The sequence below is a fragment of the Thalassobacillus sp. CUG 92003 genome, from assembly GCF_013618635.1.
GTDB lineage: Bacteria > Bacillota > Bacilli > Bacillales > Halobacillaceae > CUG-92003.
The window spans coordinates 270,022-287,014 of the sequence record NZ_JABLSJ010000004.1; the positions used below are offsets into that span (position 1 = coordinate 270,022).

19 protein-coding genes are annotated in these 16,993 nt (G+C 44.1%); all 19 read right to left on the minus strand.

Annotation, left to right across the window (positions count from 1 at the left end):
- Positions 1-61 precede the first annotated feature (61 nt).
- A complete protein-coding gene (locus HOP45_RS08135; protein WP_181348708.1) occupies positions 62-559 on the minus strand; it encodes a hypothetical protein in 498 nt (165 codons plus the stop codon).
- 63 nt (positions 560-622) lie between these two features.
- Complete coding sequence (locus tag HOP45_RS08140) at positions 623-1,399, minus strand: FliA/WhiG family RNA polymerase sigma factor (protein WP_181348710.1); 777 nt, start codon at positions 1,397-1,399, stop codon at positions 623-625.
- A gap of 30 nt (positions 1,400-1,429) precedes the next feature.
- Positions 1,430-1,780 (minus strand): hypothetical protein, encoded by a 351-nt coding sequence (locus HOP45_RS08145; protein ID WP_181348712.1) that lies wholly within the window; start codon positions 1,778-1,780, stop codon positions 1,430-1,432.
- Complete coding sequence (locus HOP45_RS08150; protein ID WP_181348714.1) at positions 1,780-2,277, minus strand: chemotaxis protein CheD; 498 nt, start codon at positions 2,275-2,277, stop codon at positions 1,780-1,782. Before HOP45_RS08150 ends, HOP45_RS08145 begins: the two co-directional genes overlap by 1 nt.
- Positions 2,270-2,911, minus strand: coding sequence for a chemotaxis protein CheC (locus HOP45_RS08155; RefSeq protein ID WP_181348716.1), 642 nt, complete (start codon positions 2,909-2,911; stop codon positions 2,270-2,272). Before HOP45_RS08155 ends, HOP45_RS08150 begins: the two co-directional genes overlap by 8 nt.
- A 2-nt stretch (positions 2,912-2,913) precedes the next feature.
- Positions 2,914-3,384, minus strand: coding sequence for a chemotaxis protein CheW (locus tag HOP45_RS08160; protein ID WP_181348718.1), 471 nt, complete (start codon positions 3,382-3,384; stop codon positions 2,914-2,916).
- 371 nt (positions 3,385-3,755) lie between these two features.
- A complete protein-coding gene (locus HOP45_RS08165; RefSeq protein ID WP_181348720.1) occupies positions 3,756-5,774 on the minus strand; it encodes a chemotaxis protein CheA in 2,019 nt (672 codons plus the stop codon).
- Position 5,775: 1 nt separating this feature from the next.
- A complete protein-coding gene (locus HOP45_RS08170; protein WP_181348722.1) occupies positions 5,776-6,849 on the minus strand; it encodes a protein-glutamate methylesterase/protein-glutamine glutaminase in 1,074 nt (357 codons plus the stop codon).
- A gap of 4 nt (positions 6,850-6,853) precedes the next feature.
- Positions 6,854-7,726, minus strand: coding sequence for a MinD/ParA family protein (locus tag HOP45_RS08175; RefSeq protein WP_255437561.1), 873 nt, complete (start codon positions 7,724-7,726; stop codon positions 6,854-6,856).
- Complete coding sequence (flhF, locus tag HOP45_RS08180; protein WP_181348723.1) at positions 7,713-8,864, minus strand: flagellar biosynthesis GTPase FlhF; 1,152 nt, start codon at positions 8,862-8,864, stop codon at positions 7,713-7,715. Before flhF ends, HOP45_RS08175 begins: the two co-directional genes overlap by 14 nt.
- Positions 8,861-10,894 carry a flagellar biosynthesis protein FlhA gene (gene flhA / locus HOP45_RS08185; RefSeq protein ID WP_181348725.1) on the minus strand — a complete coding sequence of 678 codons (2,034 nt, stop codon included), beginning with the start codon at positions 10,892-10,894 and terminating at the stop codon, positions 8,861-8,863. Before flhA ends, flhF begins: the two co-directional genes overlap by 4 nt.
- An 18-nt stretch (positions 10,895-10,912) precedes the next feature.
- Positions 10,913-11,995 carry a flagellar biosynthesis protein FlhB gene (flhB, locus tag HOP45_RS08190; RefSeq protein WP_181348727.1) on the minus strand — a complete coding sequence of 361 codons (1,083 nt, stop codon included), beginning with the start codon at positions 11,993-11,995 and terminating at the stop codon, positions 10,913-10,915.
- Between the two features lie 2 nt (positions 11,996-11,997).
- Positions 11,998-12,777, minus strand: a complete 780-nt coding sequence (gene fliR, locus HOP45_RS08195) for a flagellar biosynthetic protein FliR (RefSeq protein ID WP_181348729.1) — start codon at positions 12,775-12,777, stop codon at positions 11,998-12,000.
- A gap of 2 nt (positions 12,778-12,779) precedes the next feature.
- Complete coding sequence (fliQ, locus tag HOP45_RS08200) at positions 12,780-13,049, minus strand: flagellar biosynthesis protein FliQ (RefSeq protein ID WP_181348731.1); 270 nt, start codon at positions 13,047-13,049, stop codon at positions 12,780-12,782.
- 21 nt (positions 13,050-13,070) lie between these two features.
- Positions 13,071-13,736 carry a flagellar type III secretion system pore protein FliP gene (gene fliP / locus HOP45_RS08205; protein ID WP_181348733.1) on the minus strand — a complete coding sequence of 222 codons (666 nt, stop codon included), beginning with the start codon at positions 13,734-13,736 and terminating at the stop codon, positions 13,071-13,073.
- Positions 13,733-14,398, minus strand: coding sequence for a flagellar biosynthetic protein FliO (locus tag HOP45_RS08210; RefSeq protein ID WP_181348735.1), 666 nt, complete (start codon positions 14,396-14,398; stop codon positions 13,733-13,735). The genes fliP and HOP45_RS08210 overlap by 4 nt, the downstream gene beginning before the upstream one ends.
- A gap of 17 nt (positions 14,399-14,415) precedes the next feature.
- Positions 14,416-14,778, minus strand: a complete 363-nt coding sequence (locus tag HOP45_RS08215) for a response regulator (RefSeq protein WP_181348737.1) — start codon at positions 14,776-14,778, stop codon at positions 14,416-14,418.
- A 17-nt stretch (positions 14,779-14,795) separates the two neighbouring features.
- Complete coding sequence (fliY, locus tag HOP45_RS08220) at positions 14,796-15,974, minus strand: flagellar motor switch phosphatase FliY (RefSeq protein WP_181348739.1); 1,179 nt, start codon at positions 15,972-15,974, stop codon at positions 14,796-14,798.
- Positions 15,964-16,968 (minus strand): flagellar motor switch protein FliM, encoded by a 1,005-nt coding sequence (gene fliM, locus HOP45_RS08225; RefSeq protein WP_181348742.1) that lies wholly within the window; start codon positions 16,966-16,968, stop codon positions 15,964-15,966. Before fliM ends, fliY begins: the two co-directional genes overlap by 11 nt.
- Positions 16,969-16,993: the final 25 nt, after the last annotated feature.

The window sequence follows — 16,993 nt, forward strand, 5'->3', positions numbered from 1 at the left end:
TGTGTAGTAACACCAAAAGTAAATATATCATATGCCATAGGCTATATCAAGTCTCATTCGACTATTTTCCTTTTTGGAATTTGAGGATCAATTCCGTCTCCGTTTTCCCTAAATTCAATTCTTTGGCAATCGCCTCCACACTGTACCCTTGCGCGTTCATAGCAGCAACTTTTGATTGCTCCGATGGTATGTAAACATCCTCGTCTTCATCCGGTGCCGGAGGACGGTATGATATATCGGGTGGCTCGTATGCAGTTCCTTGCTCTTCTCCATTACGAAATGAGTCCGTTGGATTACCAGGCTCTAGTCCAGAGTGGGGGGCTTCAGTCTGGACCGGAGGTGACGCACCTGAGGAAGAGGCTTGGAATTGCCTGAACTTCTCATTCTCTTCTTTAATCTCAGTTAGATAGGATGTGAACAAATCTTCTATTTCGTTGGCGACCTGTTCCTGCCTTGATTCCAGTTCTTCAGCTTTTTTAATGCGCGTTGACAGCGTCAGGAGGGCAAATATAATCAACCCATCCATAATAAAACCGATCACGATTAACATCCCAGTCATTTCGATCATTCCCGCCTAGAAATTTAATTAATACTTTCTTCCGTTACCTTGTGTGATAAGTGGTTAGGATTCCACAACTTCCGATAGCGCCTCTTTCAGTTTGAATATCGCCTTAGCGTGAATTTGCGAGATGCGGGAAGTCGTCAACTCCAAGACGTGTCCAATTTCTGTCAAGGTCAGTTCCTCATGGTAAAATAAACTGATCACCATTTGTTCCTTTTCATTCAATTGCTTAATTTGCTCAGCAAGTTCTTTGAAATTTTCTTGTTGAATGACGTTTTGTACGGGAGTCAAGGTTGTCTGATCAGCCAACGAATACCCTACTCCTTCTTTATGTTCTTCATTTGTATCTTTTGGCTTTTCTTCCATCGATAGGACATTTGCAAATAAAGAATCTTTGACGGTCGCCTCGATATCTTCAGCAGAAATACCTGTCTCAGAACTGATTTCATACGAAGTTGGCGGGCGCTTATAACGTTGTTCTAACCGTTCAGATGCCTGTTCTATTCTCTTCGCCTTATCTCTGACAGAACGAGGGAGCCAATCCTCTTTTCTCAGACCGTCCATGATGGCCCCCCGGATACGAAATGAAGCATACGTATCGAATTTTAAGTCACGTTCCAAATCGAACTTTTTTAATGCATCATACAAGCCCATCAGCCCTAAACTTTTCACATCATCTTTGTTTACATTTTTAGGAAGATGGGCTGAAATCCGCTGAACGTGAAAATTAACGAGATGAAAGTATGTTTTCACCAGCTCATTTGCAGCATCTTGATCTCTCTCGTGTAACCACTGATGCCATAATTTATGTTCTTGAGGAGATAAAGAGTTGGACATGTAATTCCTCCTCCGCAACTGTTAGCTAAACTATTCCTTGTGTTCTCTCTTTTGGGAAGATTCATCTTCATTTAACATTTCACGAATCACATTGGATGCCTCTTTTGCTGATGGTACAGCGTTCGGTGTAGACGACTGCGCTTTACCATCCTGATTCGAAGTCGGCTCGCGGCGATAACTTAGTGTGCTGTCGTTGTCAGAACGGGGGTTCACGTATCCGAAGGCTAATCTGAACAGATAAGCCAACAAGAAAAACACGACAAATATGACCGTCGCCCGTATTAAAGTTGTTTGCAGCATATTATTCAAGATGGAAAGCCAAAACGTCAATCCCATTCCAAGCAACCCGAACGACATATTCCATTTCCATGTTCCCGCCATTAGATGTCAATGACTCCTTTATGTACAGTTCTGATGTTCAACCTCATCGTACCAGGATCAAATTCAATTGTACGGCCTTTTGTACCGCCGATATCTTCGGCGACGATAGGAATGCGAAGCGTCTGTAACTGTTCCCTTATAGCATTAATGTTACGGGACCCGATTCTCATCATATCATTTGCTGCTTGAAACTGGAACATTTGAGCGCCTCCAGCAAGTTTTGCTTTCACATTATATTTACCGGCTCCTTGCTGAACCATTTGGCGGTAAAGTTCCATTACTGCTGTATCGGCATATTTGCCTACTGGAAAAGGGTCGTGCTTTGCCATTGCTGAGTCAGGCAGCATGATGTGGGCCAAACCTGCCATTCCTTGACGATCGTCATATAAAACTACCCCTACACACGATCCCAGACCAGATGTTCTGATCAAATTAGGCGCCTTTACAATATCCCATTCTGCTATGCCTACCTTGATGATAGTGGCTAATTCAGTCATTGTGAGAAACTCCCAGAACATTGAACAGTGTATCGTAGGATACAGGATCCGGTAAAAGCAGAACATGACCTTTGACAGGAGTGTTCATCGCTGTACTTCCTTCACTGAACAAGGTATCAATAACAATGGCATAATCACTAAATTGTGAAATTTCCAGCAATCCGTCTCCAATAATCGCTCCTGCCATATCAATGGCCAGGGAGGGGACGGTGGGCTGGATCGTCAGTCCAGTGAAATCAGCTAATGCCGACAGATAAGAGCCAGATAGGATATTACCTAATTCCAATAACGTCGAAACAGCCATCTCAGAACCTGCCAATTCCTCGAGCGTGCCCATCTCTGCTCCTGTCAATAATGTTAAATAGTGACTTGCTTGTTGAGGAGGGAGAATGTAGAACATACTTCCCGGAAGCTCGCCGGTGATGCGTAAAAACACCGAGGCTATTTCTGTTTCTTTATCACCTGCTATTTCCGTCATCTCCTCCAATGAAACCTGACGAACCGAAGGCACAAACATGTCTACTTTACGATTTAACAATTGGGACATGGCTGTGGCTGCATGGCCAGCCCCGATATTACCAATTTCCTTCACAACGTCTAATTGGTTATCAGTCAATGGCTTAAATGCGTTCATAACTATCCTTCTATCGCTTGCAATTCATCGACTTCCTCTTTTGTCAGCACGTTGTGTAAGTTTAAGAGAATCAATAAACGCTTTTCCAGCTTAGCAACCCCTTGAAGATACTCCACTTCCAGATCACCGACAATTTCCGGAGGGGGTTCTATGCTCGATTCCGGTATGTCAATAACGTCGTTGGCCGAATCGACAATGAGCCCGACGTTTGTTTCTCCGATAGACACGATAATAATCCGGGTCGCATTCGTGTATTCTGCAGCAGGCAGGTCAAACCGTGAGCGCAAATCGATAATTGGCGTAACGACTCCTCTTAAATTGATTACTCCCTTTACAAACGCTTCTGTACGCGGCACCCTCGTGATGTTTTGCACACGTTCGATCGACCCTACTTGCTCGACCGGAACCGCGTATTCTTCATCCTGCAGTTGAAAAACGATCACCTTCAGATGTTGGCTCGTCTCATTTTCCATTTTATCTCCTCCTTATGATGTGACTGTGCCACCTCTCCACTTACTAGATAATATGGGTCCTATACGATAAGAGCTTGGGTTGGCTGGGAAATAACTCGCTTTCCTGCGGGGGAACCGGCAAGCCTCCTCGGTCGCTTGGCTCCCTGTGGGGTCTCGCCGAGCTCCTTCTCCCGCGGGAGTCTCGTCATTTCCCAGCCAACCCATCTTCATATGGGTGGAAGGCCCCTCATTCATAAAGGTGCTGCATAAATCTGTTCATGTATCTAGATAGCTTAGAAATGTAAATTGCATAATGGGATATTAACTATTGTTAAGAAGGAAGCCTATGTTCTTATATCGAAATTAAGTCTTCCGAAAGTTAACAAAGTCTATCATTTTATTAAAGCATTGCTATCAAGAATCAACGCAACCTCACCATCGCCCAAAATCGTAGCACCTGAGATAGCAAAAGCATCTGAGAGATAATGGCCCAGGGTTTTCAATACCACTTCTTGCTGTCCAATAAAGGAGTCGACGACTAATCCGGCCATTTTATCTCCTTTACGCACCATGACTAACGAGTAATAAGCGTCCTTCTCACGTGTTCGAGGAACTTCAAATACTTCTTCAAGAAATACTAATGGCACGACTTTACCTCGGAAATCAATAACCTCTTTATTATGGGCATACATGATCTCATCCTCTTTTATAATAGCTGTCTCAATGATGGAAGAGAGGGGGATCGCATATTTTTCAGCTTGTACTTCAACAAGCATGACGGAGATAATTGATAAAGTGAGCGGCAGTTGAATGGAAAACACACTGCCGTGGCCCCATTCGGAATCAATGCCGATGTGGCCGCCCAATGATTCAATCGTACTTTTCACAACATCAAGTCCTACGCCTCGGCCTGAGACATCTGATATGTGATCCGCTGTTGAAAATCCACTGGCCATAATCAACTCATAGATTTGCTTATCTGACATATTAGCAGCTTGACTGTTTGTCACAACATCGTTTGCTACTGCTTTTTCTGCAACTTTCGTCCGGTTGATACCAGCACCGTCATCAGAGATTTCAATAAAGACGTGATTTCCACTATGATAGGCTTTGAGATTCAATGAACCTTCCTCTGGCTTACCATGTTGCACCCTGACGTCAGGTTCCTCTATGCCATGATCGATTGCATTGCGGATTAAATGAACGAGCGGATCGCCAATTTCATCAATAACCGTGCGATCGAGTTCGGTCTCAGCCCCTTCAATAGTGAGGTTAATGGATTTGTTCAAATCACGAGACAGCTGCCGGACCATACGCGGGAACCGATTAAATACGTGTTCGACCGGGACCATGCGCATATTCAAAATAATACTTTGCAAGTCGCCCGACACTCTGCTCATGCGCTCAACAGTTTCTTGTAGTTCAGCGTGTTGTAACTCATCCGAGATTTGCTCGAGACGACCGCGATCGATCACAAGTTCCTCGAATAAATTCATCAGTACATCCAAACGGTCAATGTTCACGCGGATCGTTTTATTCCCCACCTGTTGTTTAGATGGTTCTGAGGAGGACGATGGTGTCGGCTGATTGGCTGCATCCTTTACGTCATCTTCTTTATCGCGAGATATGTCTTTTTGCTCCGAGCCCTCTGTTAAATAAGATTGAACCGAAAATTCTGACACCTCAACGTGCTCAATTTCCGACACCTTCATCACTTTAGCTTGGACGTCCTTGGCACTGTCACCCGTCACGAGCAGCACTGTAAATTGGTGTTCAAATTCTTCATTCTCCAACTGTTCCACATTAGGTACCGATTTGATGACTTCCCCTATTTGTTCGAACACTTCAAACACCATGTAGACACGGGCTGCTTTTAACAGACAATCCTCACGAAGCTTGACGGTAACGCGCAAATTGCTCTGATCGCTTTCTTCTGATTGCTGTAACACTGTCAACTCGAATTCGTCTAACTGGAGCTCCTCACGGTCGTCAGGAACTGCCGTGGCGATAGGTGAGGCTGTATCTGCAACAGCTTCACCTGTCTCAAGGGCGTGCAGTTTAGAGACGACAGTTTCAACGTTTCTCGTCCCTTTCCCACCACTGGCAATATCAACGACCATTGCTTCTAAATCATCGACAGAGTCAAAGACAATATCAAGCATATCCGACCCGACTGATAGCTGTTCATGACGTACAGCATCCAGCACATTTTCCATTTTGTGCGTCAAGTTAGCGAGATCCTCGTAGCCCATCGTGGCCGACATACCTTTTAGTGTATGGGCAGACCTGAAGATTTCGCCAACGATGACTAAGTCATCCGGCTTTTTCTCTAATTCCAGTAAATGATCGTTAATGGATTGCAGATGATCTTTACTCTCTTCAATGAATACTTCAAGATATTGATTATCCATTCTATACTCTCCCCTCGCGATTGACCATGCTTACAATACGCTGCCCCATTTCGTATAGTGGGACGATTTCATTTGCAAGCTTTGCTTTTACGACCGCTTTCGGCATGCCATATATAACAGCCGTTTCCTGAGATTCTGCCAAAACATAAACCTTCGCTTCATGTTTGTGCAACTGTAGCAGTCCTTCGGTTCCATCTGCCCCCATGCCTGTCAAAATGACGGTTATGATATGGAGTTCTGGATGATTAACTAGTGATTGCAATAAAAATGTCATGGACGGACGATGTCCGATAACCGGCTCATCATCACTTAACTCAACACCGTATCCTTCTTTTACCTTAGAAATCGCGACGTGCTTGTTTCCAGGCGCGACATACACAACCCCTTTCTCAAGCTGTTCTCCCTCTTCAGCTTCTTTAACATGAAGATGTGAATGGTTGTTTAATCGATGGGCAAGAGATTGTGTAAAGCCAGCCGGCATATGCTGCACAATGACGATCGGAATCGGAAAAGATGAAGGTAAGCTTTGGAGCAAATGAAGAAGAGCCCTTGGCCCGCCGGTCGAAGCACCGATTACCAGTAGACGCGGAGCTTTTCCTGACCCAGCCGGGAAATCCTTCACATATGTAATTTCTGACGCATTACCAGCTGGTAATCCCTCGGGCTGCCTAATATTTGCCTGGCCGGCAGCTGTCACTTTACGTTTCAAATCGTGACTGATCGCTTGTATATCCAGAGAAATAGCACCAGAAGGTTTGCCTACAAAGTCTACTGCTCCAAGCGCCAATGCCTGAATTGTACTGTGCGCCCCTTGCTGTGTGAGACTTGATAGCATCACCACAGCAGCAGATTGTGTAACCATCAACGCTTTTAATGCTGTCAGCCCGTCCATTATCGGCATTTCTATATCAAGTGTGATGACATCTGGCTGCAACTCCTTCGCTTTTAGCAAACCGTCTTGTCCGTTACGCGCTATGCCGACTATGCTCGGCCTGGGATCACGATCAAGGATCTCTGTAATCATCTTTCTCATGAATGCTGAGTCATCAACGACCAACACTTTGATTATCGTCATCCTACTACCCCTCTGTCACTAACCGTTTTAGTTTCGTTAAAAAAGATGATGATGTTGGCGAAGGAGGTGCCTTCCGGTCATCTACAAATGTACGAGTGAGACGGTGCAAGCTTTTGCTTACCTGACACTTCTGGTAGCGTAAGATGAAGGGTGTTTGTTCTGATACAGCTTGTTTAACATGCTTATCATCGGGTAGAATACCAAGCAATATGACATCACATTCTAAAAATCGGCTCACCACCGACTGCAATCTCGTAAAAGCCCTTCTTCCTTCTTTTTCACTATCAACACGATTGATAAGCAGATGGATCAAAGCATGTTTGTTTCTTAGATTGATATGTTTAATCATGGCGTAAGCATCTGTAATGGAAGTCGGCTCAGGTGTAGTCACAACAATCGTTTCATCGGCAGCCGAAATAAAAGCGAGACTATCATCTGTCGCCCCGGCACCCATATCAAATAAAATATAATCATAGTGTGAAACCAAAAGCTCGAATTGCTCGATAAACTGCTTATAACGCTGAGAATCCAGGTTGAAGATACCACTTAAACCAGAACCGCCCGATATGTAAGACAGGGTATTTGGTCCTGATTCTATAATATCATGAATGGCGAGATTTTCATAAAACATATCGGTAAAATGATGGTTAGCTGCCAAACCCAAAAGCACATCAATGTTTCCCATACCGATATCCAAATCAAATAACAGCACACGCTTCCCCTTTTCAATTAAGCTTAAAGCGAAATTAAGAGAAAAGTTCGATTTTCCTACGCCGCCCTTTCCGCTCGTAATGGCAATCGTTTTCGCCCGTTTCAAGCCAGCCTGTGAAAACTTGAATTTATTCCGAAGTTGCTCAGCTTGATCAGCGGCCATCATCTTCACCAACAATCTGCTTCACGAGCTGGACTTTACTGCCTGGTTCGATATCATCCGGGACATTTTGACCACTTGTCATATAAGCTATTCCTTTAGAGTGGGTTACCACAAGATTAAAAGCGGCTCCATAGCTGGCTGTCTCATCAGCTTTAGTAAAGATAAAGCGCTCAATCGGGACCTCGTTGAACTGCTGAAAGATCGCCGTCATATCTTGTGATTTAGCCGTTAAAGCCATAACGAGGTACGTTTCTGTATCATGTGAGAATTCAATTGCATCCTTAAGTTCCTGAATGTAGTGAGCATCTCGAAAGTTTCGCCCCGCTGTATCTACTAAAACGAGGTCATAACTGTTAAAAGCCTCTTTTGCTTTGCGATAGTCCTCAAGGTTATAGGCAACTTTCAAAGGGATATCCAATATCTTGGCGTACGTCTGTAATTGGTCTATCGCAGCAATCCGGTACGTATCTGTCGTAATCAAAGCGACCTTTTTTCTATGATTCAAAACGGCTTCCCCGGCGATCTTCGCCAAAGTCGTTGTTTTCCCAACCCCTGTCGGTCCTACTAAATGGACATATTTTTTTTGAAAATCAAGCGGCCCAAAAGAGGCGTCCGGCATTTCGTTTTTCATTGCGCTCTTGAGCAAAGAAGGAATGTCTTCATAATCAAAATGTGCTCTGTTATCATTTACAGCCTCGATGATTCGAGTAGCGATATCCTGAGCGATCCCTTGTTCCACCAGGTATTTACGCCACGTATCGAGCTCTTCTCCGTAACGGGAGGGGGCGCTTTGCTCTCCGATTAAACTTTTCAATTCTTTGATTTCTTTCATCAAATCGGCATCTCGAGATGTTTCATACGCTTCATTGTGCCCGTCATTATCCCCCAGGTTCAAAGGAGTTGAAGACGAAGGGGTAGGTGAAGGGACAGGTTTGGATTGATTGAATGACGCTGATCCCTGTTTAAGCTCATCAGGGTCTAATGCAGCGATCACTTCAATGCTTTTTTTCTTGAATAATCCAAGAAAATGTCCTTTTTTCACTTCTTTTGAGTTTAAAATAACAGCGTCAGTTCCTAAATCCTTTCTCACCTTCTGCATCACTTCCGGCATCGTATCAGCTTCAAATTTCTTTACCTTCATGCGACATTCACCACCCCTACACTTTGGACTTCTACTTGTGGTTCGAGTTCGTTATAGGATAAAACAACCACCTGAGGAAGGAAACGGTCCAGCAATTGTTTCATGTACATGCGAACCGCTGGTGAGCACAGTAAAATGACTGTTTCCTCCTGTAATGACAATTGCTCAACTTGCTTTGCCACCGATTCAATAATCGTTTGCTGCGAATCAGGGTCCAACGCCAAATAACTGCCATGCTCGGTTTGTTGGATATGTTCTGCAAGCAGTTTTTCAACACCACCTGCCACTGTTATGACTTTCATGGATTTGTCATCTTTAGCATATTGCTGCGTAATTTGAGCCGATAACGATTGTCTAACATATTCAGCTAATAATTCCGTGTCATTGGTCATTTTGCCGAAATCGGCAAGTGTTTCAAAAATGACCGGTAAGTTTTTCACAGAAAGATTTTCACGCAATAGCTTGGCTAATACTTTTTGTACATCACCAATCGATAAAGGGTCCGGTGTGACTTCATCTACCAAAATCGGGTAAGACGCTTTCAAGTGGTCAATCAAGCTCTGTGTTTCTTGTCTGCCCAGTAATTGATGGGCGTGTTGTTTAATGACTTCTGTTATGTGGGTCGAAACGACCGACGGAGGATCCACGACCGTATAGCCTGACAATTCCGCTTCGTCTTTCATGTCTTCCGTTATCCACTTGGCTGGGAGACCAAAGGCCGGCTCTTCTGTTTGAATGCCTTCGATTTCATCATCTTCTCCCCCTGGACTCATCGCTAAGAAATGGTCCAACAGCAGTTCTCCACTCGCAACCTGGTCCCCTTTCACCTTCAGACGATATTCATTCGGGTTCAACTGGATATTATCTCTAATGCGAACCACGGGTATGACAATCCCCAGTTCGATGGCCAATTGCCTTCTGATCATGACAATACGATCAAGAAGGTCACCCCCCTGGTTGGTGTCTGCAAGCGGGATAAGCGCGTAACCAAATTCAAATTCTATCGGATCCATGCTGATCAAGTTCACTACATTATCTGGTGATTTCATCTGATCGCTTTCCTGTTCATCGGTTTCTTCCGGCTCGGCGAACTCTGGCTCATCATCCGTGCGTGATAACCAGTAACCTCCAAAGATCAATACGCCGGCAATCATCGTTGTCAAAAAGAAGTTGATCGGGGTCAATCCCAGGAAGAAGATGGTCCCTCCTGCAATATACAAGAGTTTCGGATAGCGCAGGAGCTGGTTGGAGACATCGGTTCCCAGATTCCCCTGAGAGGCGACGCGCGTAACGACAATGCCGGTCGCAGTGGAAATCAATAAAGCAGGGATTTGACTGACCAGTCCATCTCCCACCGTGAGACGCATGTATGTATCCATTGCTTCTGTGAAGCTCATGTCCATTTGCACCATCCCGATGATCAACCCGAAAATGATATTCATCAGCACGATGATGATCCCGGCAATGGCGTCACCTTTCACAAATTTACTGCCACCATCCATAGCGCCATAAAAATCAGCTTCCTGTTCAATTTTTTCTCTTCGTTCTTTAGCCTGCTGCTCGTTGATCATGCCAGCATTCAAATCTGCATCTATGCTCATCTGTTTCCCGGGCATCGCATCAAGCGTAAACCGGGCTGCCACTTCAGAAACCCGTTCAGCACCTTTCGTGATGACGAGAAACTGAATAATGACAAGAATAACGAATACAACAAATCCGACGAGGGGGTTGCCGCCGATAACGAAGGAACCAAAAGTATCGATAACACCCCCGGCATTCGCCTCAGAAAGAATCGACCTGGTCGTTGAAACGTTCAACCCGAGTCGGAACAAGGTAAGCAAAAGCAGTAAAGAAGGAAAAATGGCGAATTGGAGTGGTTCTTCCATATTCATAGACACTAAGATGACAATAAGAGCAAGCGTGATATTAACGAGAATCAAAAAACTGAGCAGCCAGCCCGGTAACGGGATGACCAACATGATAATAATTAAAATAACGCCTAATAATACAGAAAGATCCCTGGGTGCCATAATGATTCCTCCTTCCCTCTAAACGGTTCGCTGCAGCTGATAGACATAAGCGAGAACTTCTGCTACAGCCTTATAAAATTGCTCATCAATCGGTTCATCAATGTCTGATTCCTGATATAGAGACCGGGCTAAAGCACGGTTTTCAATCGTGACGACATCATTTGCTCTGGCCACTTCCTTGATTTTCTGGGCGATGAAATCCACGCCTTTGGCCACCACAATGGGAGCAGACGCTTTATCTTCATCATATTTTATCGCTATGGCGTAATGGGTCGGGTTGGTGATGACGACATCCGCCTCCGGCACTTCACTCATCATGCGCTGCATAGACATTTGCCTTTGCTTTTCTTTAATCTTCGAATTGACTTGGGGATCGCCTTCCATGTTCTTTGTTTCATCCTTAATATCTTTCTTGGACATCCGAATGTTTTTCTCATGGTCATATTTTTGATACGTGTAATCCAGTACAGACAACAGCAGTAATCCTAAAGCAGAAGCAAGCCCCATGATGACCGTCGTTTCTCCAAAGAACGCCAACGCCACGTCGACCGATTTTTGTGACATCATCAATATTTCATTTTTGTTTATCCAAATGATCGAAAATGTGATTGTTCCGATCAATGTGATTTTTAACAACGATTTCACCAGCTCCACTAGAGCCCGAGCAGAAAAAATCTTTTTGGATCCTTTAATGGGGTCAATCTTTTTCAAGTCGAATTTCAACGGTTCACCTGTAAACATGACCCCAACCTGAAGCAAATTGGATGCGATGCCCGCAACAATCGCCACTCCCATGATCGGCGCCAGCGCTTTACTTATTTCGATTATCGATTCTATAAATACCTGATACACATTTTGCTCGGTAAGATCCCAATGCATATACTCTTGAAAGGCATTTTGATATAAGCCGGTGAAAATATCTTTCAAAAAACCACCAATTATGTATAACAACCCGAACACAAACAGCATAAGAATAGCTGTATTGACATCCTGACTTTTGGCAACCTGGCCTTTTTTCTTGCTATCTTCCCTTTTTTTCGGGGTCGCTTCTTCAGTTTTTTCCTCAGCTGCAAAAAATTGCAGGTTCAGTTTCAGCTCCATCGCTAGGCGCCTCCAATGATACGCATAAGTTCTCTCATCGTGTTAAGCATGGTCTCGAATAAGTTTTGAATCAACATGATATAGAAACTCATCGCAATTAACAGCATGACAAACGAAACAAAAATCTTTAACGGCAGCCCGACGACAAACACATTTAATTGTGGAACTGTCCTGGCAATGATCCCCAATGCTACATCCACCAGGAAGAGGCACCCTACAACCGGAATCGCCATTAAGAATGCAATGACAAACATGTAGTTGAAGGTTTCAATGACAAAATTGATCAACCCTTGTTCCTGGAGAGGGATCCATCTTTCAATCGGGATAAGTTCATAGCTGTAAAAGATCCCATCGATCATAAGGTGATGCCCATTCACAGCAAGGATGAACAAAAGTGTAATCGTATATAAATATTGTCCGATGAGTGGGCTCTGGGCGCCGGTCTGAGGATCGATGACATTCGCTATCGCAAACCCCATCTGAAAATCGATAAATCCACCTGCAATTTGAACAGCAGCCAGAATAATGTAGGCCAACAACCCGACGGCAAGACCGACAGCCGCTTCTTTTAAAATCAGTAAGAGATACGTACCATCAATTGCGAGATCAGGAATATCCAGCGTTGTCACCATGATCAGAGCTAAAAAAAAGCTTAGCCCCAATTTATGCTGAGTCGGCAAATTACGATAAGAAAAAATCGGCAGCGCCACAAAGAACGCAATCACCCTGACAAACACTAATAAAAAGGCCGGTACCATTGAAAAATTAATGTATTCGATCATCACTAACCGACCAGCATATTCAAGTTATTAAATACCTCAGTAGCAAACTGCATCATTTGGGTCAGCATCCAGGGGCCAAAAAACACCAAACCGATTAAAACCGCAACAATCTTTGGAATAAACGCTAATGTTTGTTCCTGTATTTGTGTTGTTGCTTGAAAAATACTGACGAGCAGTCCTACTGCAAGGGCCAGAATCAACAAAGGGCCGGTGACGAGGAGGGTTGTATAAATCCCTTTCTCGGCAAGACCAATTACCATCTCGCTATTCATCTTAGATCGTCCCTTTCCACACTAAAAGCCTTCCAACAAGGATTGTGTAATCAAGTACCAGCCATCGACTAATACAAAGAGTAATATTTTAAAAGGCAGCGAAATCATCACTGGCGGAAGCATCATCATCCCCATGGACATTAGAACACTCGCCACAGCCATATCAATAACTAGAAAAGGAACGAATATCATAAATCCCATTTGAAAGGCCGTCTTCAATTCGCTGATGGCAAATGCCGGCACCAACGTCGTTAACGGAATATCCTGAATATTTTCTGGACGTTCCATTTCCGAGTAATTCATAAATAAAGCTAGATCTTTTTGCCGTGTATGCTTGGACATGAATTCCTTGAACGGTGCACTCGCTTCCTCATAAGCTTCATCCAATGAAATCTCTTCATTGAATAAAGGCGTGAGCGCCTGGTCGTTCACCTCTTGCAAGGTAGGCGCCATAATGAAAAAAGTGAGGAATAAAGCAATGCCGATCAACACTTGATTCGGCGGCATCGATTGCGTAGCTAGAGACGTCCGTACAAAGGAAAGTACAATGATGATCCTTGTGAAACACGTCATTAAAATTAAGATACCGGGAGCCAACGATAGTACGGTTAAAAGTATTAACAGCTGAACAGAAGTGGAAATATTCTCGGGATCTGAGCTCGAAAAAATATCGACAAACTCATTCACTCGCGATCCCCCCTATCCGCTGTGTCATCGTTATGTACCGAGTGTTTTCTATTTTTCTTAAGCTGAGACAATTCTTTATTGAACAGATGTTGAAATTGCACAGCAGAAGACTGGTTTTGTTTCTTGCGAGAATCTGCTTTTTTCTTGATGAGCTGCTGCAAAGCACTCGTGGACATTCTGTCATCATGCTGTTCGGATAACAAATCGTTCTTCGTTTTTTCATCTGTAATTTCAGTCATCATCTCCACCGAGTCGCCCACACCGATTACAAAAACCTGTTCGCCGATTCGCACCACTTGTAACGATCGGTTGGGTCCAAGGGAAAGTCCCCCGAGGTTCTCTAACGTCTTGACTTTACTGAATAATTTATGGCGATTATTAAAAAACTTCAACAACCCATAAATGAGCCCTAAAATTAACACAAGCGCAATAAGCAATTTAATTAAGTTCCATCCTAAAGATCCGTTATCGTCAGGAGCAGCTTGATTACTCTCTTCGTTTTCATCTTGCGTTGGCCCTTGTTGAAACTCCGAACACCCTTCCTGTTCAGGATTCTCTGCACATTCGGTTACAGACGGAGAAGCCTGAACATGTTGAGGAAGATAAAACCAGGGTGAACAAACGATGATAAGCATGCCTAAGGTGAGAAAAACGTTTTTCATGATTGATAGACTTCCTTTTATGAAAGTGCTTTCTGAATCGCCTCGATTACGCGATCAGCTTGAAACGGTTTGACGATGAAATCTTTCGCACCGGCCTGGATAGCATCCACCACCATTGCCTGCTGGCCCATGGCTGAACACATGATGACGGTCGCATTAGGGTTCAACTCTTTTATCTCTTTAAGCGCTGCAATGCCATCCATTTCCGGCATGGTAATATCCATTGTAACGAGATCCGGCGTTTCTTCCTTATACAGTTCGACCGCTTTTTGACCGTCTTCTGCTTCCCCGGCAATTTCGTAACCATTTTTGGTCAAAATATCTTTGATCATCATACGCATGAATGCTGCATCATCCACAATTAAAATTCGTTCTGCCATCTTTATTCCTCCTAGATTTAACGTAATTTTTTCAAACGGTCTTTTTGACTCAAAATGTCGGTCACCCGTACACCGAAGTTTTCATCAATGACCACGACTTCCCCTTTGGCCATGACCTTATCATTAACATGAATATCAACAGGTTCGCCTGCCAATTTATCCAACTCCACCACGGAGCCTGAGGTAAGCTCTAAAATTTCTTTAATCGTCCGCTTCGTTCTCCCCAGTTCCACGGTGACTTTTAATGGAATATCCATCAACATGTCCAGGTTCCGTTGTTCTGAGTCGGTTAACTGAACCTGGTCGAACTCTGAAAACTCCGCATTTTGCACAGCCGAACCACTCAGCTGCTTACCTTGCTGAGCACCGAGCAGTTCAGGGTCTTTGGAGTGAGCCTCACTTGCAGGTTCATTTGCGGAATGGCGTGAAGCCTGCGGGGAAACACTCGAGGACGCGGTTACTGGCTGCTTAACTTCTTCTTCGGTTTGATTGGCTATTGTTGATTGTTCGGACTTATCCTGGGCAGGATTCATCAAGCTTTCGACTAAATCTTTGGCAAAGTCCTTGGGAACTAACTGCATGATTCTGGAATCAATGAGTTCACCTACTTTTAATTGAAACGCTATATTGACAAGTTGCGCTTCATCAGGCACCTGCTCCGGGCTCTCTTCTTCCTCTAAATCCAGAATATTGATGGTTGGAGGTGATATATCCACTTTTTTATCAAATATGGTGGACATACTTGTTGCAGCTGACCCCATCATTTGGTTCATCGCTTCCTGCACAGCGCTTAGATGAATATCATTTAATTCCTCTGCAGGGCTTGTGCCATCTCCTCCCAGCATTAAGTCGGCAATGATAGCCGCATCTTCCGTACGGATGACCAACAGGTTTTCCCCTGAAAAACCGGCTGTATATGTTACTTGAACTGACACATGTGGTTTCGGGAATTCCTCTGGTAACCGCGACCGTTGGATGACGGATATTTCCGGTGTTGTAATCTCTACCTTTTGATTAAGTAATGAAGAGAGAGCTGTAGCCGAGCTGCCAAAGGAGATATTGCCAATCTCCCCCAAGGCGTCTTCTTCCTGGTTGGTTAATTCACTCACTGATGACGGCGCTTCGTTCTCGGCTTCATCGTTGTTTCCTTTTAGCAATGCATCTATTTCATCTTGCGAAAGCATATCATCGCTCATCTTCTTCGTCCCCCCCTCGGAATTCATCTAACACTTGAACAGCCAGCTTATTTCTTGATTTTCCTGGCTGGATGTAAAATTTAGGTTCATCGTCCACCCGCATTTCCAGCGGATCATCAATCATTTTATCGAGCTGCAACACATCATTCTCATGTAAACTAAGGAAATTTTCGATGGAAATACTCGATTCACCTAAAATCGCTTTAACATCGACCTCTGTTCGCTTCACCGTCTTAGTCAGCGCCTCATAGTCCTCCGGGTTGCTCTCATTACTTTGTTTGTTCTGCATCCAGTAATGAACGGATAGTTTCGGAATAATCGGCTCTAATACGACATGCGGAATACATATATTGATCATGCCGCTCGTTTCACCTATGGTTGTATTCAATGAAACCACAACCACCGTCTCGTTAGGTGAGACCATTTGCAGGAATTGCGGGTTAACTTCGAATTCTTCCAGCATCGGATCAATGTCAACGATCGAACCCCAGGCTTCCTGAAGGTTATCCAAGGCATTTTCAAATAACTGAGACATAATCGTCGTTTCTATTTCCGTCAGATTCTCTACTTTGTTATAGCTTGAACCTTTGCCACCCAGTACACGGTCCAGCATGGCATAAGCAATATTCGGGTTCGCTTCCAACAGCATCCGGCCATCTAACGGCTCCACACTGTATATATTCAAAATCGTCATGCTCGGGATAGATCGGATGAATTCCTCGTAGGGCAATTGATCCACAGAAGCAACCGAAATCTGCACGTATGTCCTAAGCTGAGCAGAAAAGTACGTTGTTAATAAACGGGAAAAATTTTCATGAATACGGGACAGACTGCGAATTTGATCTTTTGAAAAACGTAACGCCCGTTTAAAGTCATAAGCTTTCACTTTTTTTTCTTTTTCCTCGCTCTTCAACTCATCTGCGTTCATTTCCCCAGTCGACAACGCTGACAGTAACGAGTCTATTTCATTTTGTGACAGCACATCTTCCGACAATCAACGTCACCTCCTCACGAGCACG